The organism is Streptomyces sp. MH60 (genome assembly GCF_002939385.1).
GTDB lineage: Bacteria > Actinomycetota > Actinomycetes > Streptomycetales > Streptomycetaceae > Streptomyces.
Genome location: NZ_MULI01000022.1, coordinates 63,065 through 85,970 on the forward strand (window position 1 = coordinate 63,065; position 22,906 = coordinate 85,970).

16 protein-coding genes, 2 tRNA genes and 1 pseudogene are annotated in these 22,906 nt (G+C 71.9%); 3 read left to right on the top strand and 16 right to left on the bottom strand.

Annotation, left to right across the window (positions count from 1 at the left end; translation table 11 throughout):
- Positions 1–143 precede the first annotated feature (143 nt).
- On the bottom strand, positions 144–2,021 hold the full coding sequence (locus BZZ08_RS16495; RefSeq protein WP_198601519.1) for an AMP-dependent synthetase/ligase: 1,878 nt from the start codon (positions 2,019–2,021) through the stop codon (positions 144–146).
- 297 nt (positions 2,022–2,318) lie between these two features.
- Positions 2,319–4,187, bottom strand: coding sequence for a translation elongation factor 4 (gene lepA, locus BZZ08_RS16500; RefSeq protein ID WP_104632985.1), 1,869 nt, complete (start codon positions 4,185–4,187; stop codon positions 2,319–2,321).
- Positions 4,188–4,417: 230 nt separating this feature from the next.
- On the opposite strand from lepA, the gene rpsT reads away from it, so the two are divergent.
- The gene (rpsT, locus tag BZZ08_RS16510) at positions 4,418–4,684 is read left to right on the top strand and encodes a 30S ribosomal protein S20 (protein ID WP_104632987.1); all 267 of its coding nucleotides are present in this window, start codon (positions 4,418–4,420) and stop codon (positions 4,682–4,684) included.
- A gap of 311 nt (positions 4,685–4,995) precedes the next feature.
- Here the strand turns inward: rpsT and holA are convergent, their stop codons facing one another.
- From holA to leuS, 9 genes and pseudogenes are all read right to left on the bottom strand, one after another.
- Positions 4,996–5,985, bottom strand: a complete 990-nt coding sequence (gene holA, locus BZZ08_RS16515; RefSeq protein ID WP_198601520.1) for a DNA polymerase III subunit delta — start codon at positions 5,983–5,985, stop codon at positions 4,996–4,998.
- 57 nt (positions 5,986–6,042) lie between these two features.
- Positions 6,043–6,288: a hypothetical protein gene (locus tag BZZ08_RS16520; protein WP_037922240.1), complete on the bottom strand. Its 246-nt coding sequence runs from the start codon at positions 6,286–6,288 to the stop codon at positions 6,043–6,045.
- Positions 6,289–6,302: 14 nt separating this feature from the next.
- On the bottom strand, positions 6,303–7,184 hold the full coding sequence (locus BZZ08_RS16525) for a YceI family protein (RefSeq protein ID WP_104632988.1): 882 nt from the start codon (positions 7,182–7,184) through the stop codon (positions 6,303–6,305).
- Between the two features lie 628 nt (positions 7,185–7,812).
- Positions 7,813–8,397 (bottom strand): annotated as a pseudogene (locus BZZ08_RS39565) (N-acetylmuramoyl-L-alanine amidase); the annotation flags it as partial.
- A 343-nt stretch (positions 8,398–8,740) separates the two neighbouring features.
- Positions 8,741–11,311, bottom strand: coding sequence for a ComEC/Rec2 family competence protein (locus BZZ08_RS16535; protein WP_104632990.1), 2,571 nt, complete (start codon positions 11,309–11,311; stop codon positions 8,741–8,743).
- On the bottom strand, positions 11,308–12,375 hold the full coding sequence (locus BZZ08_RS16540) for a ComEA family DNA-binding protein (RefSeq protein WP_104632991.1): 1,068 nt from the start codon (positions 12,373–12,375) through the stop codon (positions 11,308–11,310). The genes BZZ08_RS16535 and BZZ08_RS16540 overlap by 4 nt, the downstream gene beginning before the upstream one ends.
- 154 nt (positions 12,376–12,529) lie before the next feature.
- Positions 12,530–13,375 (bottom strand): DegV family protein, encoded by an 846-nt coding sequence (locus BZZ08_RS16545; protein WP_104632992.1) that lies wholly within the window; start codon positions 13,373–13,375, stop codon positions 12,530–12,532.
- Between the two features lie 89 nt (positions 13,376–13,464).
- On the bottom strand, positions 13,465–14,226 hold the full coding sequence (locus BZZ08_RS16550) for a hypothetical protein (RefSeq protein WP_104632993.1): 762 nt from the start codon (positions 14,224–14,226) through the stop codon (positions 13,465–13,467).
- 163 nt (positions 14,227–14,389) lie between these two features.
- Positions 14,390–17,299 carry a leucine--tRNA ligase gene (gene leuS / locus BZZ08_RS16555; protein WP_104632994.1) on the bottom strand — a complete coding sequence of 970 codons (2,910 nt, stop codon included), beginning with the start codon at positions 17,297–17,299 and terminating at the stop codon, positions 14,390–14,392.
- A 539-nt stretch (positions 17,300–17,838) separates the two neighbouring features.
- On the opposite strand from leuS, the gene BZZ08_RS16560 reads away from it, so the two are divergent.
- Both BZZ08_RS16560 and BZZ08_RS16565 read left to right on the top strand, forming a co-directional pair.
- Positions 17,839–19,104, top strand: coding sequence for a ferric reductase-like transmembrane domain-containing protein (locus tag BZZ08_RS16560; protein WP_104632995.1), 1,266 nt, complete (start codon positions 17,839–17,841; stop codon positions 19,102–19,104).
- Positions 19,101–20,714, top strand: a complete 1,614-nt coding sequence (locus tag BZZ08_RS16565) for an NADH-quinone oxidoreductase subunit NuoF family protein (RefSeq protein ID WP_198601521.1) — start codon at positions 19,101–19,103, stop codon at positions 20,712–20,714. Before BZZ08_RS16560 ends, BZZ08_RS16565 begins: the two co-directional genes overlap by 4 nt.
- 44 nt (positions 20,715–20,758) lie before the next feature.
- On the opposite strand, the gene BZZ08_RS16570 is transcribed toward BZZ08_RS16565, so the two are convergent.
- From BZZ08_RS16570 to rsfS, 5 genes are all read right to left on the bottom strand, one after another.
- Positions 20,759–20,831: transfer RNA gene (locus tag BZZ08_RS16570), tRNA-Ala, on the bottom strand.
- A gap of 134 nt (positions 20,832–20,965) precedes the next feature.
- Positions 20,966–21,199, bottom strand: a complete 234-nt coding sequence (locus BZZ08_RS16575) for a hypothetical protein (protein WP_003976229.1) — start codon at positions 21,197–21,199, stop codon at positions 20,966–20,968.
- 378 nt (positions 21,200–21,577) lie between these two features.
- A tRNA-Ala gene (locus BZZ08_RS16585) sits at positions 21,578–21,650 on the bottom strand.
- 108 nt (positions 21,651–21,758) lie between these two features.
- The gene (locus BZZ08_RS16590) at positions 21,759–22,430 is read right to left on the bottom strand and encodes a histidine phosphatase family protein (protein ID WP_104632997.1); all 672 of its coding nucleotides are present in this window, start codon (positions 22,428–22,430) and stop codon (positions 21,759–21,761) included.
- Positions 22,427–22,873 (bottom strand): ribosome silencing factor, encoded by a 447-nt coding sequence (gene rsfS / locus BZZ08_RS16595; protein WP_052838175.1) that lies wholly within the window; start codon positions 22,871–22,873, stop codon positions 22,427–22,429. Before rsfS ends, BZZ08_RS16590 begins: the two co-directional genes overlap by 4 nt.
- Positions 22,874–22,906: the final 33 nt, after the last annotated feature.

The window sequence follows — 22,906 nt, forward strand, 5'->3', positions numbered from 1 at the left end:
GCCCCGCCCATAAGCACGGAGTTACCGAAGTGGGCCGCGATGGGTGAGAACCGTGCTAGGCGAACGTTCGAAGACGGCCGGAAGCCGCACGGAAACCGGACGTCTTCGGACATTCGCGGGCACGGACAGTGCCGCCTCGGGCCCTACGCCTCGCGCGAGCCCTCGTACATCTCCTCGATCAGGTTCTTGTACTCCCGCTCCACCACCGGCCGCTTCAGCTTCAGGCTCGGGGTGATCTCGCCGTGTTCGACGTCGAGGTCGCGGGGCAGCAGGCGGAACTTCTTGATGGTCTGCCAGCGCTGGAGGCCCTCGTTGAGCTCCTTGACGTAGCCGTCGACCATCTCGACGGTCGCGGGCGCCGCGACGATCTCGGCGTACGGCTTGCCCTCCAGGCCGTTCTCCTTCGCCCACTCGGTGATCGCGATCTCGTCGAGGGCGATGAGCGCGGTGCAGAAGTTCCGGTCGGCGCCGTGCACCAGGATGTTGGAGACGTAGGGGCAGACCGCCTTGAACTGGCCCTCGACCTCGGCCGGCGCGATGTACTTGCCGCCGGACGTCTTGATGAGGTCCTTCTTGCGGTCGGTGATGCGCAGGTAGCCGTCGGGCGACAGCTCGCCGATGTCGCCGGTGTGGAACCAGCCGTCGGCCTCCAGCACCTCGGCGGTCTTCTCGGGCAGCTTGTGGTAGCCCTCCATGATCCCGGGGCCGCGCAGCAGGATCTCGCCGTCGTCCGCGATGCGCACCTCGGTGCCGGGCAGCGGCTTGCCGACGGTGCCGGTGCGGTAGGCCTCGCCGGGGTTGACGAAGGAGGCGGCGGAGGACTCGGTGAGGCCGTAGCCCTCCAGGATGTGGATGCCGGCCCCGGCGAAGAAGTAGCCGATCTCCGGCGCGAGGGCGGCCGAGCCCGACACGCAGGCGCGCAGGCGGCCGCCGAAGGCCTCGCGGATCTTGGCGTAGACGAGCCGGTCGGCGACGGCGTGCTTGGTGCGCAGCCCCGTGGGGGCGCTCGCGGTGCCGGTGCGCTTGAAGTTGTCCTGGGTGACCTTGGCGTACTCGCGGGCGATCCCGGCGGCCCACTGGAAGATCTTGTACTTGGCCCCGCCGCCCGCGCGGGCCTTGGCGGCGACGCCGTTGTAGACCTTCTCGAAGATGCGGGGCACGGCCGCCATGTAGGTGGGCTGGACGACCGGCAGGTTCTCGATGATCTTGTCGACCCGGCCGTCGACGGCGGTGACGTGACCGGCCTCGATCTGGCCGGAGGTCAGCACCTTGCCGAAGACGTGCGCGAGCGGCAGCCACAGGTACTGCACGTCGTCCTTGGTGACCAGGCCGGTCGCGGCGATCGCCTTGGCCATGTACGACCAGCAGTCGTGCGGGAGCCGGACGCCCTTGGGCCGGCCGGTGGTGCCGGAGGTGTAGATGAGGGTGGCGAGCTGGTCCTTGGTGAGCGCGCCGACCCGCTCCTTGATCAGCTGCGGGTCCTTCTCCAGGCGGGCCGCGCCCCGGCGCTCCAGCTCGTCGAGGGTGAGGACCCAGTCCTCGGAGGTGTCGGCGCCGGTCGCGTCGACCACGACCACGTGGGTGAGGTCGGGCAGCTCCGCCTTCTTCTCCTTCGCCTTGGCGAGCTGCGCGGCGTCCTCCGCGATCAGCACCCGGCTCTCGGAGTCGGAGAGGATGTACGCCGATTCGTCGGCGTTGGTCTGCGGGTAGACGGTGGTCGTCGCCGCGCCCGCGCACATGATGCCGAGGTCGGCGAGGATCCACTCCAGCCGGGTGGCGGAGGCCAGGGCCACCCGCTGCTCGGGCTGCACGCCCAGCTCGATCAGGCCGGCCGCGATCGCGTAGACGCGCTCGGCGGCCTGCGCCCAGGTCAGCGACTTCCAGTCGTCGGGGCCCTCGCCCGCGGCCGACGGCACCGGGTAGCGGTACGCCTCGGCGTCCGGCGTGGCGGCCACCCGCTCCAGGAAGAGTCCCGCCACGGAGGGCGGACGGTTCTCGATCAGTGTCTGTGTGTCGCTCACGACATCCTCCGGGCCCGCGACGGTGCGGCTGGCTCGTTGCGGCTGGCTCAGGTGCGGCTGGTTCACTCTCGGGCGGTGTTCGGGCGGTGACTCGGACTGTTGCCCGATCACTTGTTTAACTCACGAGTAACTACGGGGCAGGCATCAGGGTAAAGGGCGACCGGCCCCCGCGTAAGACTCCGCGCCCTGTCACTTCCTACAGATGCGCGCCCATGACATGCGAAGGGACCCGCCGCACTTTCGTACGACGGGCCCCTCGGTGTCCGTTTCGCCCGGACTCGGCGTGCGGCGCGGCGGTTACTTCTTGCCCTTGCCCGATCCCGCGCTGTCATCGCTGGACAGGACCGCGATGAAGGCTTCCTGCGGAACCTCCACGGAACCCACCATCTTCATCCGCTTCTTGCCCTCCTTCTGCTTCTCCAGCAGCTTCCGCTTACGGGAGATGTCACCGCCGTAGCACTTGGCGAGGACGTCCTTGCGGATGGCGCGGATGGTCTCGCGGGCGATCACCCGGGAGCCGATGGCCGCCTGGATGGGCACCTCGAAGGCCTGGCGCGGGATCAGCTCGCGCAGCTTGGCGACGAGCCGCACGCCGTACGCGTAGGCCGCGTCCTTGTGGGTGATCGCCGAGAAGGCGTCCACCTTGTCGCCGTGCAGCAGGATGTCGACCTTGACCAGGCTGGAGGTCTGCTCGCCGGTGGGCTCGTAGTCCAGCGAGGCGTAACCACGGGTCTTCGACTTCAGCTGGTCGAAGAAGTCGAAGACGATCTCCGCGAGCGGGAGGGTGTAGCGGATCTCGACGCGGTCCTCGGAGAGGTAGTCCATGCCGAGCAGGGTGCCGCGCCGGGTCTGGCACAGCTCCATGATCGAGCCGATGAACTCGGTCGGCGCGAGGATCGTGGCCCGCACGACCGGCTCGTACACCTCGTTGATCTTGCCCTCGGGGAACTCGCTCGGGTTGGTGACGGTGTGCTCGGTGCCGTCCTCCATGATCACCCGGTAGACCACGTTGGGGGCGGTGGCGATGAGGTCGAGTCCGAACTCGCGCTCCAGCCGCTCGCGGATCACGTCGAGGTGCAGCAGGCCGAGGAAGCCGACGCGGAAGCCGAAGCCGAGGGCGGCGGACGTCTCCGGCTCGTAGACCAGGGCGGCGTCGTTGAGCTGGAGCTTGTCGAGGGCCTCGCGCAGCTCGGGGTAGTCGGAGCCGTCCAGCGGGTACAGGCCGGAGAACACCATGGGCCTGGGGTCCTTGTAGCCGCCGAGCGCCTCCGTGGCGCCCTTGTGCTGGCTGGTGACGGTGTCGCCGACCTTGGACTGGCGGACGTCCTTCACGCCGGTGATCAGGTATCCCACCTCGCCGACGCCGAGGCCGTCGGCGGAGAGCATCTCCGGCGAGTTGGTGCCGATCTCCAGCAGCTCGTGCGTGGCGCCGGTGGACATCATCCGGATCCGCTCGCGCTTGTTGAGCTGGCCGTCGATGACCCGGACGTACGTCACCACTCCGCGGTAGGAGTCGTAGACGGAGTCGAAGATCATCGCGCGGGCGGGGGCGTCCTTGACGCCGACCGGGGCGGGGACCTCGGCGACGACCTTGTCCAGCAGCACGTCGACGCCGAGGCCGGTCTTGGCGGAGACCTTGAGCACGTCGTCGGGGTCGCAGCCGACCAGGTTGGCCAGCTCCTCGGCGAACTTCTCGGGCTGCGCGGCCGGCAGGTCGATCTTGTTCAGCACCGGGATGATGGTGAGGTCGTTCTCCATCGCCAGGTAGAGGTTGGCGAGGGTCTGGGCCTCGATGCCCTGGGCGGCGTCGACGAGGAGGATGGTGCCCTCGCAGGCGGCCAGCGACCGCGACACCTCGTAGGTGAAGTCGACGTGCCCGGGGGTGTCGATCATGTTGAGGATGTGCGTGTCGCTCTTGTCATGGGTCGGGGCCCACGGCAACCGCACCGCCTGGGACTTGATCGTGATGCCGCGCTCGCGCTCGATGTCCATGCGGTCGAGGTACTGGGCGCGCATCTGCCGCTGCTCGACCACACCGGTCAGCTGGAGCATCCGGTCGGCGAGCGTGGACTTGCCGTGGTCGATGTGCGCGATGATGCAGAAGTTGCGGATCAGCGCCGGTTCGGTACGGCTCGGCTCGGGCACATGGCTGGGGATCGCGGGCACGCAGGGTCCTGATTCTTGAGGCGTCCGCAGTGTCTGCGGTCTCGGGTCGGATCGATACGTAGCCTCCATGGTCCCACGGGTGGGGAGCCGGTACGGGTTTGGGACCCTCGACGACCCGCTGGTAGTGTGGGTGGCTGTGTCTCTTGCCCTCTCAGCACGAGGCACTCCTTCAAGAAATCACCGGCACGGGACCCTCGCGGCCTCGTGCCTGAACCTGCAAAGGCTCATTCGTGGCGAACATCAAGTCCCAGATCAAGCGGAACAAGACCAACGAGAAGGCCCGGCTGCGCAACAAGTCGGTCAAGTCCTCTCTGAAGACCGCGATCCGCAAGGCCCGTGAGGCCGCTGCCGCGGGTGACGTGGAGAAGGCCACCGAGTACCAGCGCGTCGCTTCGCGCCAGCTCGACAAGGCCGTCTCCAAGGGCGTCATCCACAAGAACCAGGCCGCCAACAAGAAGTCGGCGCTGGCGCAGAAGGTCGGCGCCCTCAAGGGCTGAATCCCTTATCTGGTCTGATCGCCGGAAGGACCCAGAGCGGGCCCTCTCTCATCCGCTCCCGTCCGGCACCCAAGGATCCATGCGCGGCCTGCGTTCGCCACGCGGGCATGGATCCGCGAGCTTGGTCCGAAGGCCCCGGTGGGCCGTCCTTCCCCAGGACGGACGCCGGGGCCTTCGGCGTGTCCCGGGAGGGGTGTCCCGGGAGGAGTGCCCCGGGAGGGGAGTCCCTGGTAGGCGTGTCCCGGGAGGGGTGTCCCTGGTACGGAGCCCCGGGTGCGGTGCCCCGGACACGGGGCCGAGCGCGGCGGGCCCTACGAGCGTCCTCGTGAACGCGCCGCCCGCGCGATGGTCACCACGGCCTTCTCCAGGGCGTACTCGGGATCGTCCCCGGCGCCCTTCACCCCCGCGTCGGCCTCGGCCACCGCGCGCAGCGCCACGGACACACCGTCCGGGGTCCAGCCGCGCATCTGCTGCCGGACGCGGTCGATCTTCCAGGGCGGCATTCCCAGCTCGCGGGCGAGGTCGGCGGGGCGTCCGCCGCGGGCGGAGGACAGCTTGCCGATGGCCCGCACGCCCTGCGCGAGCGCGCTGGTGATCAGCACCGGTGCCACTCCGGTCGCCAGCGACCAGCGCAGCGCCTCCAGGGCCTCCGCCGCGCGTCCCTCGACCGCCCGGTCGGCGACCGTGAAGCTGGAGGCCTCCGCCCGTCCGGTGTAGTACCGCCCGACGACCGCCTCGTCGATGGTCCCCTCGACGTCGGCGGTCAGCTGGGACACCGCCGAGGCCAGCTCCCGCAGGTCGCTGCCGATGGCGTCGACCAGGGCCTGGCACGCCTCCGGGGTGGCCGACCGCCCGGCCGTGCGGAACTCCGAGCGCACGAAGGCCAGCCGGTCGGCGGGCTTCGTCATCTTCGGGCAGGCCACCTCGCGCGCCCCCGCCTTGCGGGCCGCGTCGAGCACGCCCTTGCCCTTGGCGCCGCCCGCGTGCAGCAGGACGAGGGTGATCTCCTCGGCGGGGGCGCCGAGGTAGGCCTTGACGTCCTTGACCGTGTCGGCGGACAGGTCCTGCGCATTGCGTACGACCACGACCTTGCGCTCGGCGAAGAGCGAGGGGCTGGTCAGCTCGGCGAGGGTGCCGGGCTGCAGCTGCTCGGGGGCGAGGTCGCGTACGTCCGTGTCGGCGTCGGCGGCCTTGGCGGCGGCCACCACCTCCTGCACGGCACGGTCGAGCAGGAGGTCCTCCTGGCCCACGGCAAGGGTCACCGGGGCGAGAGGGTCGTCGTTCGCAGTCTTCCTGGCCATCGTGACAAGCATCGCACGCACCACTGACAACGCCGGACGGGCGCTGCCGGACGCGGGCTACGGCTCCTCGCGCCAGCCCTCCCACTCCCCGGCGAACGCGTCCAGCTCACCGGGGTCCAGCGCTTCCCGCTCGTCACGCAGAACGACGAGCCACTGGGCGTCCTCGGCGTCGTCCTCGCCGGCCAGGGCGTCCCGCAGGATCCGCGGTTCCTCGTCGATCCCGAACCGCTCCCCCAGCTCCTGGGCAGCCTCCTCCGCGGCGTCGCGGTCGGGCAGTACCAGCACATGTCTCACGTCGCTCACGGTGCCATTGTCGGTCAGCCCTTGGGCACGATCTGCACGTCGAGGTCGATGCGGATGCTGGGGCCGACCACGGCGATGCCGCGGGCCAGCATCGTCTGCCAGCTCACCGTGAAGTCGTCGCGGTGCAGCTCGGTGGTGGCGCGACAGGCCGCCCGCGTCTCGCCCTCCATGCCGTTGCCGAGTCCGAGGTAGTCGGTCTCCAGCGTGACCGTGCGCGTCACCCCGTGCAGGGACAGCGCCCCGGTGACGGCCCACCGGTTGCCGCCGCGGTGCGTGAACCGGTCGCTGTAGAACTCCAGCGTCGGAAACCGCTCCACGTCCAGGAAGTCGGCCGAGCGCAGGTGGTCGTCGCGCATCTTCACGTTGGTGTCGATGGACGCCGCGTCGATCACGACGTGCATCGCGGAGTGCTGCATGTCGTCGGCGATCCGCACCGCGCCCGCGAAGGAGTTGAACCGGCCGTGGATCCGGGCCAGCCCGATGTGCCGCGCGGTGAAGGCGATCGAGGAGTGCGCCGGCTCGATCTCCCAGTCGCCCGGCGCGGGCAGCTCCGGCGGCTGGGCCACCTGCAGCGTCACGTCGCCGAGCGAGGCCAGCGAGTCCTCGACGACCGTCGCGGAGGCGCGGTACGGGGTGTACCCCTCGGCGGACACGGCGAGCCGGTACTCCCCCGCGGGCACCGTCGCCACGAACGATCCGAAGGGGTCCGTACCGCCGCCGACCACCTTGCGCCCCATGGCGTCGCTGACCGTGAACTCCGCGCCCGGCACCGGGGTGTTGACGGGGTCGAGGACGCGGCAGCTCAGCACGCCGGCGTCCCGCGGGGTGCGCACCGCCGCCAGGGGACCCGTCCGTTGCATCCGCTTCGTTCGGCTTCCCAGCAAACGGCCGATCATTTGCGACACCCTCTGCACGACATCGAAAACTAGTTGACGGAGAAACATTCGATCACCGATGTGGCTTTCGAGGCAACACGGGACCACATCACGGGAAACCGTCGCATGTGCTGGGAGTGGGCAGGAGTGGCCCCGTGTGGCCGTGTGTGCTCCCGTGTGGCCCGTTATCGGCGCACCGGGCGCGTTCCCCGCCTCGTCACCGTTCCCAGTACAGGCCGCGGACCTTCACGCCGGTGACCGTGGCCGGGGCCTGGTCGCCGGAGTCGGGCGGGTAGTAGATGAACTCGAAGCGCAGCCGTTCGTCGGCGACGATCGAGCCGCTGTTCCCGAAGTCCGGGAAGCTGCTGCCGTCGGTGCCCACCCGTTCGACGATCGGGCCGGTCCATCGGCTTCCGTCCCGGCGGAGGTGGTAGAAGCGGCCCTGGAGCGTGGAGCCGGGTGGCACGACGGCCCGGAGGTAGGCCGTGGCCTGGTAGTGGGACGCGCCGGTCAGCAGGTCCACGCCGTCCACGCTGAGCGTCGTCCACTGCCGGGGCGTGATCCGCTGGTCGTCGCTGTCGGATCGGCTGATCGCTCGCGGCATGTCTTCCTCCTCGGATTCGCCGGGTGTCCAGCCGGCGGGGTGGGTGAGGCGTTCTTCGACCCGGGCGCGCATCGACGCCATCGTGAAACCGCGCGGATCGATCTTTCCGGGCTGCCACTCCAGGTGGCCGATCACCGAGCGCTCGTTCCAGCCGTGGTGCCGGCACACGGCCGCGGCGGCCCGCTCGATCGCGTCCAGCTGCGCGGCGGGCCACGGATCCTCGCCGTCGCCGAGGTTCTCGCACTCGAAGCCGTAGAAGTGCCGGTTGCCGTCGGTGTTCGCCTCGTTGTCCCGGGGCAGGGCCTGCTCCGCGACGACGGCGCGCAGGACGTCGTCGTCGCCCAGACCGGCGTGGTTGGCACGGCCGTAGCCGACCAGGTGCACGCGGCCGTCCTTGGTGATGACGCCGTGGCACAGGGGGCCGGGCAGGCTCGCGTAGCCCGTGCGGCAGATCTCCACGGTGGCGGCGCTGCCCCGGGTCACGGTGTGGTGGATCATCACGCCGTTGACGGGTCCCCAGGCTCCCTTGTGGTTGCGGTTGTGGTCCCGCCAGTCGCCGACCTCGACGACGGTGAGGCCCTCCGCCTTCAGCGCCTTGAGGAAGCTGCCCGCGGTCATGGGGGCGGCCATCAGGCACGCTCCGGACACGGCGGGTCGGGCCGGTGGACGGTGTGCATCGGATCGTCCTCGCCGCGCCGGTGCACAACGGGGTGACCCGGCCTGGGGGTTCGGGGCATGGTCTCTCCTTCGGTGTGGGGGCGGCCGACCGTGGCCGGACGCGTCGACCGCGCGACCCGGTGACGTCTCCCGCGCTGGTCTGGAAATTCCCGGTGCCCGCCGGACTACGCCTCCCAGGGCACAGCAGGGACGGGAACCACTCGCGATCCGGCCAGTACGGGACCCCTGCCGCACCCTGAGTACCGGCGCGACAGACACGGACGACCTGCTCGTGGCCATGACGACCGCCCCGTCCTCACTCCCCCGCCACCCTCAGCTCCCGCCCTGTACCGGCGACCGCCAGCGCCCCGTCCCGGTCCGTGCGCAGCACCGTCGCTCCCTGGGCGCGCAGTGCCGCGACGGTGCCGGGTGCCGGGTGGCCGTAGGTGTTGTCCTCGCCGCAGCTGATGAGCGCGAGACGTGGGGCGACTTCCCGCAGGAACGCGAAGTCCTGGTGGGCGGAGCCGTGGTGGGCCACCTTCAGGACGTCCACGTCGTGCAGTCGTGCTGCCGCCGGGGAGCGGGCCAGCTCCCGCTGGGCCGGGGGCTCCAGGTCACCGAGGAGGAGCAGGCGCAGGCCGGCCGTCCGGACCAGGAGGGTGACGCTGGCGTCGTTGGGGCCGCCTTCCGTGCCCGGTGGCGCCGTCATCGGTGGGCTCGGCGGGGGCCACACCACCTGCCAGGACAGCGGGCCGGAGCGTCGCCGCTCTCCGGCGGCCGCGTGCCGCAGGGGGATGTGCCGGGCCGCTGCCTGTCGGTGGACGAACTCGGCCTGGTCCGCCGGTTCTTCGAGGGCGGTTGTCTCGATCGCGCCCACCGAACGGCCCCGCAGCACCCCGGGCAGCCCGGCCACGTGGTCGGCGTGCGGGTGGGTCAGCAGCACGAGGGGCACGCGGGTGATGCCGAGGGCCCGCAGGCAGTGGTCGGCCAGGGCGGGGTCGGGGCCCGCGTCCACGACCACGGCCGTCCCCTCTCCCGCCGCGAGCACCAGCGCGTCGCCCTGACCCACGTCGCACATCACCATCCGCCAGCCGGGCGGGGGCCAGCCCTTGATCACCCGGACCAGCGGCGGCGGCTGCGTCACGACGAGAAGCAGCAGCAGGGCGCAGACTCCGCACCACCACGGGTGCCGCACCAGGCGTCGGCCGACCAGCAGCACACCCACCGTGGCGAGGGCGAGCAGCGCCGCCCCGGCCCAGCCGCCGGGCCAGCCCACTCCCGCGCCGGGCAGCGCGGCCCCGGTGCGGGCGATCTCCGCGATCCACTCGGCCGGCCAGCTTCCGCACCAGGCCAGGCTTTTGGCCAGCGGCATCGCCGCGGGTGCCGTCGCCAGCGCCGCGAAGCCGAGCACCGTGGCCGGGGCCACCGCGAACTCCGCCAGCAGGTTGCACGGCACCCCCACCAGACTCACCCGCTGCGACAGCACGACGACGACCGGCGCGCACACGGCCTGCGCGGCAGCCGCGGCGGCCAGCGCCTCCGCGAGCCGGGGCGGTACCCGGCGCCGGCGCAACGCCGCGCTCCACCGCGGAGCGATCGTGAGCAGCGCCCCCGTGGCCAGCACGGAGAGCAGGAAGCCGTAACCGCGGGACAGCCAGGGGTCGTAGAGCACCAGGAGCAGGACCGCCGTCGCCAGGGCCGGCAGCATCGATCTGCGACGGCCGGTGGCCAGGGCGAGCAGGGCGACGGACCCGAAGGCCGCCGCCCGCAGCACGCTCGGGTCGGGCCGGCACACCACGACGAAGGCGAGCGCGAGCAGCCCGCCGAGGAGCGCGGTCGTCCGCAGGCGCAGGCCGAGGCGGGGCGCCAGTCCCCGGCGCTCACTGCGCTGGGCCAGGCCCGGCGGACCGAGGAGCAGCGCGAGCACGATCGTGAAGTTGGCGCCGGAGACGGCCAGCGTGTGTGTCAGGTCGGTCTCCTTGAACGCCTCCTCCAGCTCCGGTGTGACGCGCGAGGTGTCGCCGACGACCAGGCCCGGCAGCAGCGCCCGCGCGTCTGCGGACAGGTCCTCGGTCGCCTCGCGCAGTCCGGTCCGCAACCGCCCCGCCAGCCGTTGCGCCGTCGAGGGCCTCGCCAGGGACTCCGGCGGCTGTCGGCCCGCCCGCACGCGCAGCACCGCGGCGATCCGGTCACCGCCCTGCCTCGGGGGTGACAGCCGGGCGGTGACGCGGAGCCTCGTGGTCGGCAGCAGCTCCAGCCAGCGGGAGGGTGCGGGCCGGGTGCGGGACGGTTTCCCTTCCTCACCGACGTCGACGAGGACGAGCACCGGCGTCCGGGCCGTCACCGCCGTCCCGCCCGACTCGCTCAGCCGCCGCACGTCGGCCTCGATCAGCACCGTGGGCGGCACGGCGCGGTTGCCCCGGACCCGCGGCCGGGTGAGGCGGGGGTCGGCCGTGACCTCCACCTCCGCGGTGACCGTGGCGTACCGCCGCGCCAGCTCCGGCACGGGTCCCCGGCGCGGTTCCGCGCCGTGCAGCGCGGCCGAGGTGGCGGACGCGGCGACACAGAGGAGCAGAGCGGCGGCCGCGGGTGCGCGGGTCCGTCTGCGCGTCGGCCCCAGCAGCAGTGCCCCGGCCAGGAGCAGGGCGCCCGTCACCACGCCCACCGCCCAGCCGGTCGGCACGTCCAGCACCAGGGCCGCCGTCGCCCACGCCGCCAGGGCGGGCGGTACCAGGCGCAGGTCCGCGGGGCCCTCCTGCCGGGGGTGGGCCGCGCCCAGCCGGTGACAGGAGGCGGCGTGCACGGCGGCGCGCGGGGGCCTCGCCCGGGGCTGCTCCGCTCCGGCGCGTCCGTCCGGCCGGTCCACCCCCGTCACGTCCGTGTTCATGGCCGTACGAGGTCCCGCAGGTCGGCGAAGCGGCGCTCGCCGATGCCGTTGACCTCGCGCAGTTCGTCCACCGAGCGGAAACCGCCGTGCTGGGTGCGGTAGTCGATGATGTGCTGGGCGAGGACCGGGCCGACGCCCGGGAGGGTGTCGAGCTGGTCGGTGGTCGCCGTGTTGAGGGAGACCGGTGCCGCGGGCTCCGCCGCCCCCGTCGACCCACCCGGCGCGGGACCGGGTCCCGGCGGAGGCGCGGGCGCGGGCGCGGGCGCTCCGACGATCACCTGTTCGCCGTCCACCAGGAAGCGCGCCCGGTTCAGCCCGTCGGTCTTCGTGCCGGGCCGCACCCCTCCGGCGGCTCGCAGGGCGTCCGCGACACGGGAACCGGCCGGGAGGCTGTGGATGCCGGGTTCGCGGACCTTGCCGCCGACGTCCACCACGATCTCGGGCCCGGCCGTGGTCGTCGGCGCGGCCTGGGACTCGGGCTTGCCCGTCGTCGCGCGGTCCGCGGCCGTCGGCCCCGGTTTCCCGGCTCCGTACGCCGCCTCCCGCACCACCTCGGGTGCCGCCACCGGCTGGGCGCGGCCGGACCGGAAGTGCTGCACCGCGAGGACCGCCGCGAGGACGAGCAGCACCGAGAGCGCGGCGACGCTGCGCCGCTCCAGGCCACACCGGGTCTGCAACCACACCGGCATCCGCTCCCGCAGTGCCTGTCCGGTCCGCTCCCGCCAGGCCGGCGTGGCGGCGCCGGAGTCACCGATGTCCGTGTCGCCGGCGGCCCCAGCGCCGGGCAACGGCGGCCCCTTTCCCGCCTCCCCCTGCGCCCTCTCCCTCTCCCTCTCGTGTCCGGCCCGGTCGAACCCCTCGGCGCGCTCGGCGAACAGCGCCTCCGCCCTCCGCCGCAGCTCCTCCGGAGGCGGTTGCCGGCGACCGTGCCGGGCGTGGGAGCGGGGGCGGGCGTGAGCACCGGAGCCGGGTGCGCGGCGGTGCACGAGGCGGCCGTCGGAGGCCGGGGCGCGGCCCGGGCCACTGGTCGCGGACGGGGTGCGTGAGCGTGATCGAAGAGCCATGCGACGAGGATCGGACACCTCGACGCCCTCGCGATGATCATGGTCGATTCCCGGGGACTACCCACCGGTTGTGGAAAACTCCGGCCCCCTCACGGGTGACCCGACAGCACCCACCACGACCCTCGCCACACCCGCCCGCCCCGGCAGCCCGCTCTCACCGCGACGAGACCACGACCCCCAGCAGCCCCGGCCCCGTGTGCGCGCCGATCACCGCACCGACCTCGCTCACGTGCAGGTCGGCCAGCCCGGGCACCCGGTCCCGCAGGCGGTCCGCCAGGGCCGACGCCCGGTCGGGGGCGGCGAGATGGTGGACGGCGATGTCGACGGGCGCGCTGCCCGCCCGGTCGGCGGCGATCTCCTCCAGCCGGGCGATGGCCCTGGACGCCGTCCGGACCTTCTCCAGGGGTTCGATGCGGCCGCCCTCCAGCTGCAGCAGCGGCTTCACGGCGAGCGCGGAGCCGAACAGCGCCTGGGCCGCCCCGATCCGGCCGCCGCGGCGCAGATAGTCGAGGGTGTCGACGTAGAAGTAGGCGGAGGTGTCCGCGGCGCGCTTCTCCGCGGCCGCGACGGCCTCGTCGACCGTGCCGCCCGCCTCCGCCGTCTCCGCGGCCGCGAGTGCGCAGAATCCGAGGGCCATCGCGATCATCCCGGTGTCCACGACCCTGACCGGGACGGCGGCGTCGCGCGCCGCGACGACGGCCGCGTCGTGGGTGCCGGAGAGTTCGGCGGACAGGTGGAGGGAGACGATGCCCTCGGCCCCGGACTCGGCGATCCTGCGGTAGGTCTCGGCGAAGAGTTCGGGGCCGGGGCGCGAGGTGGTGACCGGCCGCCGTTTCTGCAGCGCCTGGGCCAGGGAACGGGTCGAGATCTCGGTGCCCTCCTCCAGGGCCCGGTCGCCCAGCACGACGGTCAGGGGTACCGCGGTGATGCCGTGCCGCTCCATCGTCCGGGCCGGAAGGTAGGCCGTTGAATCCGTGACGATAGCGACATGGCGGGACATGAGCTGGAGGTTACCTGGCGTAGTGCCGGTACGGCAGTCCGGCCCCGACGACCGGGCGTTCACAGGCTGGATCGGGTCGGCGGGACCGGTCAGGTCGTGCTCTCCGGGCGGGCCTTCTTCTGCCAGGGATACACGGGGCGCGCGGCGGGCGGGGTGATGGCGGGGCGCGTGGCGTCCTCCTCCGCCGGGCCCTGAGCGGCGGAATCCGGCCAGGTCTGCCGGGTGGACGGGGCCTCGGCGGCGGGCGCCTCGGGCCAGGACGGCGGCGCGGCGGCCGGCCCCGCCCCCAGCCCCGTCCCGGCCTCTGGCTCCGTCCAGTGCCGCAGCGCGCCGGCCTCCACGTCGATCTGCGCGCTCAGCGAGTCCAGGTCGTCGTCCGCGAAGCGGCGGGCGCGGTCGCGGGCCGCCCAGCGCAGGGAGTCCGCCGACCCGACGATGCGCTCGGTGCGCTCACGCAGTCCGGGCAGGCGCTCGGCGAGGGTGGCGCGGTCCGGCTCGGACTCCAGCCGCCGCAGCTCGCCGTCCAGCTCGAAGCCGTGCGCGCTGAGCCGTTCGAAGAGGGCGAGGGACTCCTTGAGGGACTCGTCCTCGGCCACGCGCGCGTGCAGCGCGTCCTGGGTGGCCCGCATGGAGGTGCGCAGGGTCAGCCGCAGCTGCGCCAGCTCGCCCGCCGGACCCACCTGGACGAGGGACTTGGCCCGCAGGGTGTGGTCCTCGACGGTGCGGCGGGCCTGGGTGATGCCCCGGTCCACGCTGCGCTTGGCGGCGCCGACGGCCTTCACCGTGGCGTAGACACCCAGCACCACGGCGAGCAGGAAGAGCAGGGCGAACACTGTGAGCGCTGCTTCCACGAGGCTCCTCCTTCGGACGTCCGTCCCGCGCACCGGCGGTCCGCGGCACGTGTCGCGCCGCTCTTCCACGGTAAACGCAGCGGGCAGGCCCAGGGTTCCGCGAGAACCCCGAACCTGCCCGTACCGGACCCGTAGGGGGCGCCCGAGACGCCCCGGTCGCCGCCTACGCGGGCACGATGTTCACCAGCTTCGGCGCCCGCACGATCACCTTGCGGATCCCGGCTCCGCCCAGCGCGGCCACGACCTTCTCGTCGGCCAGCGCGGCCTTCTCCAGGTCGTCGTCGGAGATGGAGGGGGCGACCTCCAGCCGCGCCTTGACCTTGCCCTTGATCTGGACGACGCAGGTCACGGTCTCGTCGACGACGTAGGCCGGGTCGGCGACCGGGAAGTCCTCGTGGACGACGGAGGACTCGTGCCCCAGCTTGCGCCACAGCTCCTCGGCGACATGCGGGGCCAGCGGCGCGACCAGCAGCACCAGGCGCTCGGCGACCGACCGCGGGACCGGGCCTCCGGCCTTGGTCAGGTGGTTGTTCAGCTCGGTGACCTTGGCGATGGCGGTGTTGAACCGCAGGCCCTCCAGGTCCTGCCGTACGCCGTCGATGGCCTTGTGCAGGGCGCGCAGCGTGTCGGCGTCGATGTCGGTCTCCGCGACGTCGGCCACGGACAGCTCGCCGGTGTTCTCGTCGACGACGTTGCGCCACAGCCGCTGCAGCAGCCGGAACTGGCCGACCACCGCGCGGGTGTCCCACGGCCGGGACACGTCCAGCGGGCCCATCGCCATCTCGTACAGGCGCAGCGTGTCGGCGCCGTACTCGGCGCAGATCTCGTCGGGGGTGACGGCGTTCTTCAGGGACTTGCCCATCTTGCCCAGCAGCCGGGAGACCTTCTCGCCCTGGTAGTAGTAGGCGCCGTCGCGCTCCTCCACCTCGGCGGCCGGCACGGCGATGCCGCGGCTGTCCCGGTAGACGTAGGCCTGGATCATGCCCTGGTTGAACAGCTTGTGGAACGGCTCGGCCGAGGAGACGTGCCCCAGGTCGAACAGGACCTTGGACCAGAAGCGGGCGTACAGCAGGTGCAGCACGGCGTGCTCGGCACCGCCGACGTACAGGTCGACGCCGCCGTGCGGCAGGCCCTCGCGCGGGCCCATCCAGTACTGCTCGATCTCGGGGTCGACCAGCTGCTCGCTGTTGTGCGGGTCCAGGTAGCGCAGCTCGTACCAGCAGGAACCGGCCCAGTTGGGCATCGTGTTGGTCTCGCGGCGGTACTTCTTCGGCCCGTCGCCCAGGTCCAGGGTGACGTTGACCCAGTCCTCATTGCGGGACAGCGGGGTCTCGGGCTCGGTGTCGGCGTCGTCCGGGTCGAAGGTGCGCGGGGAGTAGTCCTCGACCTCGGGCAGCTCCAGCGGCAGCATCGACTCGGGCAGCGGGTGGGCGATGCCGTCCTCGTCGTAGACGATCGGGAAGGGCTCGCCCCAGTAGCGCTGGCGGCTGAACAGCCAGTCGCGCAGGCGGAAGTTGACGGTGCCCTCACCGGCACCGGTGCGCTCCAGCCACTCGGTGATGCGCTCCTTGGCCTCGACGACGGACAGGCCGTCCAGGCTCACCCCGTCGCCCGAGGAGTCGGTGCTGGACGAGTTCATGATCTTCGCGTCGTAGGAGGAGAAGGCGTCCTCCCACGTCGAGGTGTCGGTGCCGCGGCCGTCGGTCGGCTCGACGATGCAGCGGATCGGCAGCTCGAAGGCGCGGGCGAACTCGAAGTCGCGCTGGTCGCCCGCCGGGACGGCCATGATCGCGCCGGTGCCGTAGCCCATCAGCACGTAGTCGGCGATGAAGACCGGGACCTGCTCGCCGTTGACCGGGTTGGTGGCGTACGCGCCGATGAAGACGCCGGTCTTGTCCTTGGCCTCGGCCTGCCGCTCGACGTCGGACTTCGAGGCGGCCTGCGCGCGGTACGCGGCGACGGCCTCGGTCGGGGTGGCGTGACCACCGGTCCACGCGTCGTGCGTGCCCTCGGGCCAGGCGGCCGGGGTGAACTTCTCGACCAGCGGGTGCTCCGGCGCCAGCACCATGTAGGTCGCGCCGAACAGCGTGTCGGGGCGGGTGGTGAAGACGGTGATGCGCTCGCCGTCGACGGGGAAGTCGACGCGGGCGCCCTCGGAGCGGCCGATCCAGTTGCGCTGCTGCAGCTTGATGGCCTCGGGCCAGTCCAGCTGGTCCAGGTCGTCCAGCAGCCGGTCGGCGTAGGCCGTGATGCGCATGTTCCACTGGCGCAGCTTGGACTTGAAGACGGGGAAGTTGCCGCGCTCGGACCGGCCGTCGGCGGTGACCTCCTCGTTGGCCAGCACGGTGCCCAGTCCGGGGCACCAGTTGACCGGCGCGTCGGAGGCGTAGGCCAGGCGGAACCCGCCCAGGACGTCGGCGCGCTCGGCCTCGCTCAGGGTGCTCCACGCGCGCCCCGGGTGGCCCGGGACCGCCCGCTCACCGGAGGCGAACTGCGCGACCAGCTCGGCGATCGGACGGGCCTTCTTCGCCTCGTCGTCGTACCAGGAGTTGAAGATCTGCAGGAAGATCCACTGGGTCCACTTGTAGTACTCGGGGTCGATCGTGGCGAACGACCGGCGCTTGTCGTGGCCCAGGCCCAGCCGGCGCAGCTGGCTCTGCATGTTCTTCATGTTGGCTTCGGTGGACACGCGCGGGTGCGTGCCGGTCTGCACGGCGTACTGCTCGGCGGGCAGGCCGAAGGCGTCGAAGCCCAGGGTGTGCAGGACGTTGTGGCCGGTCATCCGCTGGAAGCGGGCGAAGACGTCGGTGGCGATGTAACCCAGGGGGTGGCCGACGTGCAGGCCCGCACCAGACGGGTACGGGAACATGTCCATGATGAACTTCTTGGGCTTGGCGACCAGCTCCGGGTCGCCTGCCAGGTCACCCTTGGGGTTCGGCGCGGCGTACGTCCCCTCGGCGTCCCAGAAGTCCTGCCAGCGTGCCTCGATCTCGGCGGCCATGGCAGCCGTGTAGCGGTGCGGCGCGGCGTCCGCCGACACAGGGGCGGTTGCCGCGGGGTTCGTCTCGCTCATGATCCTCAAAGCTCCATCGATCGTCTCTGCCAGCGGCTGCGACCTTCATGACCAGCGGCTGCGATGGCCGGGAAATGAAAAATCCCCTCGCACAGGAGGGGACGCCGCGCCGATTCCGGCCACCGGACTACGGCCGGGGTCGGGACTGATCAGCGCGGCTCGCTAAGCAGAAGGCGTACGGCACGCATGGCGTCAGGGTACCGCAGTCGTCGAGCGGGCCGCGAGGGGCTTCCGGCCGACGTGCGGCCGACCGGAATCCGGGGCCCGCGAACCGGAAACCGGAGGCAAACCTGAACCAAGGTCAAAGGTTACTTCGCGTAACGACCACTAAGGGACACCAGCACGAGCGCGCTGTCATTTGATAACAACGCAATAACTCAAACCTCCTACCCACGGGTATGGCGCCACTTAGAGTGCGGCAGCGGGACCGCTTTCCCGAACCGCTCCGGAGTTGCCCCCATGAACCCTCCCCCGATCCACCCCCGCGACACCAGCTCGCCGCCTCCCGTCACGTCCCTGACGTGCGGAGGTCCGTCGTCATGACGAACGACAGCACGGTGGACGACACCTTCGCCCAGTTCCTGAACTTCGGCGCCGGCGTCCTCTCCCTCGTCTTCCTCAGCTGCTCGGTGATCTGGGGTCTGCTCGCCCAGGACCGGATCGTCCTCGACACCCGGCAGCGGATCCTGGCCCAGGCGGTGCACCGGACCACCGCGGTCGCCTCGGTCGTCTTCCTGCTGGTGCACATCGTGGTCAAGCTGGTCCTGGACCACACCACCTGGGTCGCCGCGGTCCTCCCGTTCGGCCTCCTGGCCACGGACGACGAGGAGTTCGGCGGCCGGGCCGTCCTCATCGGCTTCGGCACCCTGGCCAGCATGCTCATGATCTTCGTGGGGGTCACCGGAGCCCTGCGCAACCGCTTCGCCTCCCCGGCCCCCGTGGCGGCCCGCTGGCGGGCCATGCACATGCTGGCCTACCCGGCGTGGTGCCTGGCCCTGCTGCACGGGCTCTACGCGGGTCGCGCGGCGAAGCCGGTCTTCGTGGTGCTGTACGCGCTGTCCGTGGTCGGGGTCATGGCGGCCCTGGCGCTGCGCGCGGCGCCCCGTCCGGTCAAGCGCAGGGTCGCCGACCGGATCGCCGGCCTCCTCGGGACCGGGGAGCGGCCCGTCCGCGAGGAGCAGGCGGAGAGCCGGCCGAGGGACACCGCGGCCCTGCCGGGCTACGAGCGCGCCGGGGCGTCGTCCGTGCGCGGCACGTCCCCGTCCGCCCCGCTGTACGAACCCGCGGAGCGCCTCACCGCCCCGGAGCCCGCGAGCGGCTTCGCGGCGGCCTACCGCGCGGTGTCCGCTCCCTCGGGCACGCGCCGCCCGCCGCTGACGGCCGACCCGGCCGCGTCCGCCCAGCTGCCGCCGGACCCGCGGCCCACCGAGGCGATGCCGTTCGTGGACGGCGGCGGCAGCACCTCGGGCAGCTGGCCCGTACCGTCGCCGCCCCCGGTCGGCGAGGCGCCCCCGTCGGTCTACGACCCGCTCAACGACACCGGACACACCATCCCGGTCTACGGCAGCACGGACGCGGCGGACTACTCCGCGCGGTACTCCGCTCCCCCCGCCTCGGGCTACGGCTCGAGTGACGTGTACGACACCCGTGAGACGAACGCGGTCTACGACACGTACTACCCCAGCGACACGTACAACAGCGGTCCCGCCCCTGAACCAACCCCCGGTGTGCCGTCGCCGTCCCACGACTTCGACGCACCGGGTTCCGGTGAACCTTGGAACACGCCTTCCGGAGGCTTGAATTGAACGAGGCCCTGCCCGACGTCCCCGAGGTCCGCGTGGTCGGGCTTCCCCAGCTCACGTCGGGCTTCGACCTTGTCGAGCGCCTGGATCTGCCCATGCACCTCAAGGTGCACGGTCCGCTCGAACCGATGGGCGGGGAGCAGCTCGCGCAGCTCTCCGAACGCATCGGCCTGAAGGGCCGCGGCGGCGCGGGCTTCCCCTTCCACAAGAAGCTGCGCTCGGTCGCCGAGGCGGCGATCAAGCGCGGCGTACGCCCGGTCGTGGTCGTCAACGGCAGTGAGGACGAGCCGGCCTGCCGCAAGGACACGGTGCTGATCAACCGCGCCCCGCACCTGATCCTGGACGGCGCGCTGCTGTGCGCCGAGGCGATGGGCGCCCGCACGCTGGTCATCGGGGTCACCCGGGAGTCCACCCAGCGCTCCATGGAGGCCGCCCTGGCCGAACGCGGGCTGAGCAACGGCCGCCGGTCCGCCCTCCGCGCGCGCGTGCAGCGCAATCCGGTGCGCATGGTCACCGGCGCGGCGGCCTCGCTGATCCGCTCCATCGACGGCGGCCCGGCGATCCCGCCCGGCCGCAAGGTGAGCGCCTCCAGGAGCGGGGTCGGCGGCGCGCCGACCCTGCTGTCCAACGCCGAGACCTTCGCCCAGCTGGCGATCGCCGCCCGCATCGGCCCGGAGCGCTACGGCAACACCGGCCTGTACGACGAGCCGGGCACCGTGATGCTCACGGTCTCCGGCGCGGTGGCCCGCCCCATGGTGATCGAGGTCCCGACGGGCGTGCCGCTGCGCTACGTCCTCCAGCTGGCCGGCGCCCCGCCGGTGCCGCAGGGCGTGCTGACCGGCGGCTACCACGGCAAGTGGATCGACGCGGCGACCGTCGACGAGGCGATCGTCTCCCGCAACTCGCTTCAGCAGGTGGGCGGCTCGCTCGGCGCGGGCGCGATCCTGCCGATCAGTCAGGACACCTGCGCGCTGGGCGAGTCGCTGCGGGTGGCGCAGTGGCTGGCCGAGGAGAGCGCCGGCCAGTGCGGGCCCTGCTATCTGGGCCTGCCGGCCGCCGCGCGGGGCCTGGAGGACATCCTGAACGGCGGCGGTCCGGCCGCCCTGGAGGCGGTCAAGCAGGTCGCGAAGAACGTGAAGCGGCGCGGCGCCTGCTCGCACCCGGACGGCTCGGCGATGTTCCTGGAGTCGACCGTCAAGGCGTTCACGGACGACCTGGCCGCCCATGTCCTCGGCAACGGCTGCGGCCGGCCCGTGGAGGGCGTCCTGCCGCTCTTCGAGGGGGGCAGGACCCCGACCGGCGTCCCCGGCGGCGGGGAGGAGAACGGCCCCAGCCGCCAGAAGATCTACGTCGACTGGACGCTGTGCCGCGGGCACGGGCTGTGCGCGGACATTCTCCCGGAGGTCTTCCAGCTCGGCGCCGACGGCTTCCCGACCGTCGCGCAGGCCGAGGTGCCGCGTTTCGCGGAGGCCAAGGCGGTGCGTGCGGTGCGCCGCTGCCCGGCGCTGGCACTGCGCATCGAGGAGGACACCCGCGGGCAGGCGCCGTCCCCGCGCGGCGGCAATCTGCCGGTGCTGTCCCAGGGTCGCGGCCGCCGGGCGCTCGGCCGCTGAGGAACGAACAAACCCCCCGGATACCGATCCGGGGGGTTTCTCTGTGGAGCTAAGGAGAATTGAACTCCTGACCTCCTGCATGCCATGCAGGCGCTCTACCAACTGAGCTATAGCCCCTTGCTGTCTGCCGCCCGGTCTCCCCGGCGGCGACGCCAACATTACACGGTCCACCGGGGACAACACCAAATCGTTTCCACTTTGCCCGCTTTGCCCTCTTGCGGGCCCGCCCCGCCGTCAGACCGTCAGGTCCGTCAGGCCGTCACGAACGAGTAGAAGCGTTTGAGCGTGCAGTGCTCCTCCAGGAGCCGGCCGTAGATCGGCTCACCCTCGAGTTCCCGGTACGTCTCGATGGGGTCGCCTTTTATGATCAGCGCCCGCGCGCATTCCTCGCACCAGTACTGGTAGTCGGGATTGACCGGTTCCATGTCGCGCACGATGGGCGTACCACTGCCGCACCAGTCGCACTTCCGCCTGTGTGCACCCATCGATCAGCTCCAGCTGTGGCCGCAGGCCGTGCACACGTAAGAGATTCCGCCGTTGTCGCCGAGGACTTGGGCCACATGACCGGAACCGCAGGAAGGGCAGCTGAGACGGGTGACCGTGTTCCGTGCCACCGCTCCGCCGAGGAGGTGACCGACCTCCTCGAGGATGCTCCCAGGCATCGCCACTCCCTCCCGTCGGGCCGCGGTCCCCTTCCGGCCGTTTGATTCTGCCACGGCCGGGCCGACCCGGTCAGCGACGCCTCAGTACCGGTCCGGACACGGCGTCCCACCGACGTATACGCCTGTGGGACGCCTGTTGCTCAAGCGGACGCAGACGAAAAATCCCGCCCCCCGAAGGGGACGGGATTCGTCCGTGGGCTGTGGAGCTAAGGAGAATTGAACTCCTGACCTCCTGCATGCCATGCAGGCGCTCTACCAACTGAGCTATAGCCCCTGGTGCCACGCGACCCGGGCCGCATGATCCTCCACTTCATCCGCTCCGCTCGGCGGGGCGAACAAGAAGAACTTTAGCCTGCGACCTGCCGGAAAGTGAAATCGTCGGTCAGACGTCGTCGCCGATCACCGGTTCCGGCAGGGTGCCCGCGTTGTGCTCCAGCAGGCGCCAGCCCCGGGCGCCCTCGCCGAGGACCGACCAGCAGCAGTTGGTCAGGCCGCCGAGGCTCTCCCAGCTGTGCGGCTCCAGGCCCAGCAGGCGGCCGATGGTGGTGCGGATCGTGCCGCCGTGGCTGACCACGACGAGGGTGCCGTCCTCGGGGAGCTTCTCGGCGTGCCGGAGCACCACGGGGGCGGCGCGGTCGGCGACCTCGGTCTCCAGCTCGCCACCGCCCCGGCGCACGGGCTCGCCGCGCTTCCAGGCCGCGTACTCGTCGCCGTGCCGGGCGATGATCTCCTCGTGGGTCAGGCCCTGCCAGACGCCCGCGTAGGTCTCCCGCAGGCCCTCCTCCAGGGTCACCTCGAGGCCGGTGAGCACGGACAGCTCGGCGGCCGTGTCCGCGGCGCGCGCGAGGTCGGAGGCGACGATCGCGTCGGGCCGCAGGTGCACGAGCAGCCCGGCCGCGCGGCGGGCCTGGGCGACGCCGGTCTCGGTCAGCTCGACGTCCGTGCTGCCCTGGAAGCGGCGCTCCACGTTCCACGCGGTCTGGCCGTGCCGCCAGAGGATGACGCGGCGGCCGCGGCCCGGCCTGCCCGCCGTCACCTCTCCGGTGGCGCTCATCGCCAGTCCTCGTCGGTGCGCGTCGCCTCCTCGGCGGCCTGGAGCTTCGCGTGCTCCTCCGCCTTGCCGCGGGTCTCCTTGGCGTCTGCGGGCAGCTCCAGCTCGGGGCAGTCCTTCCACAGCCGCTCCAGGGCGTAGAAGACGCGCTCCTCGCTGTGCTGGACGTGGACGACGATGTCGACGTAGTCGAGCAGGACCCAGCGGGCCTCGCGGTCACCCTCGCGGCGCACCGGCTTGGCGCCGAGCTCCTTGTTCAGCCGCTCCTCGATCTCGTCGACGATCGACTTGACCTGGCGGTCGTTGGGCGCGGAGGCCAGCAGGAAGGCATCCGTGATCGACAGCACGTCGCTGACGTCGTAGGCGATGATGTCGTGCGCGAGCTTGTCGGCCGCCGCCTGGGCGGCGGCGTTGATGAGTTCGATGGAGCGGTCGGTCGCGGTCACTGCCTGGCTTTCGGGTCGGCGGTCGGTTGACCT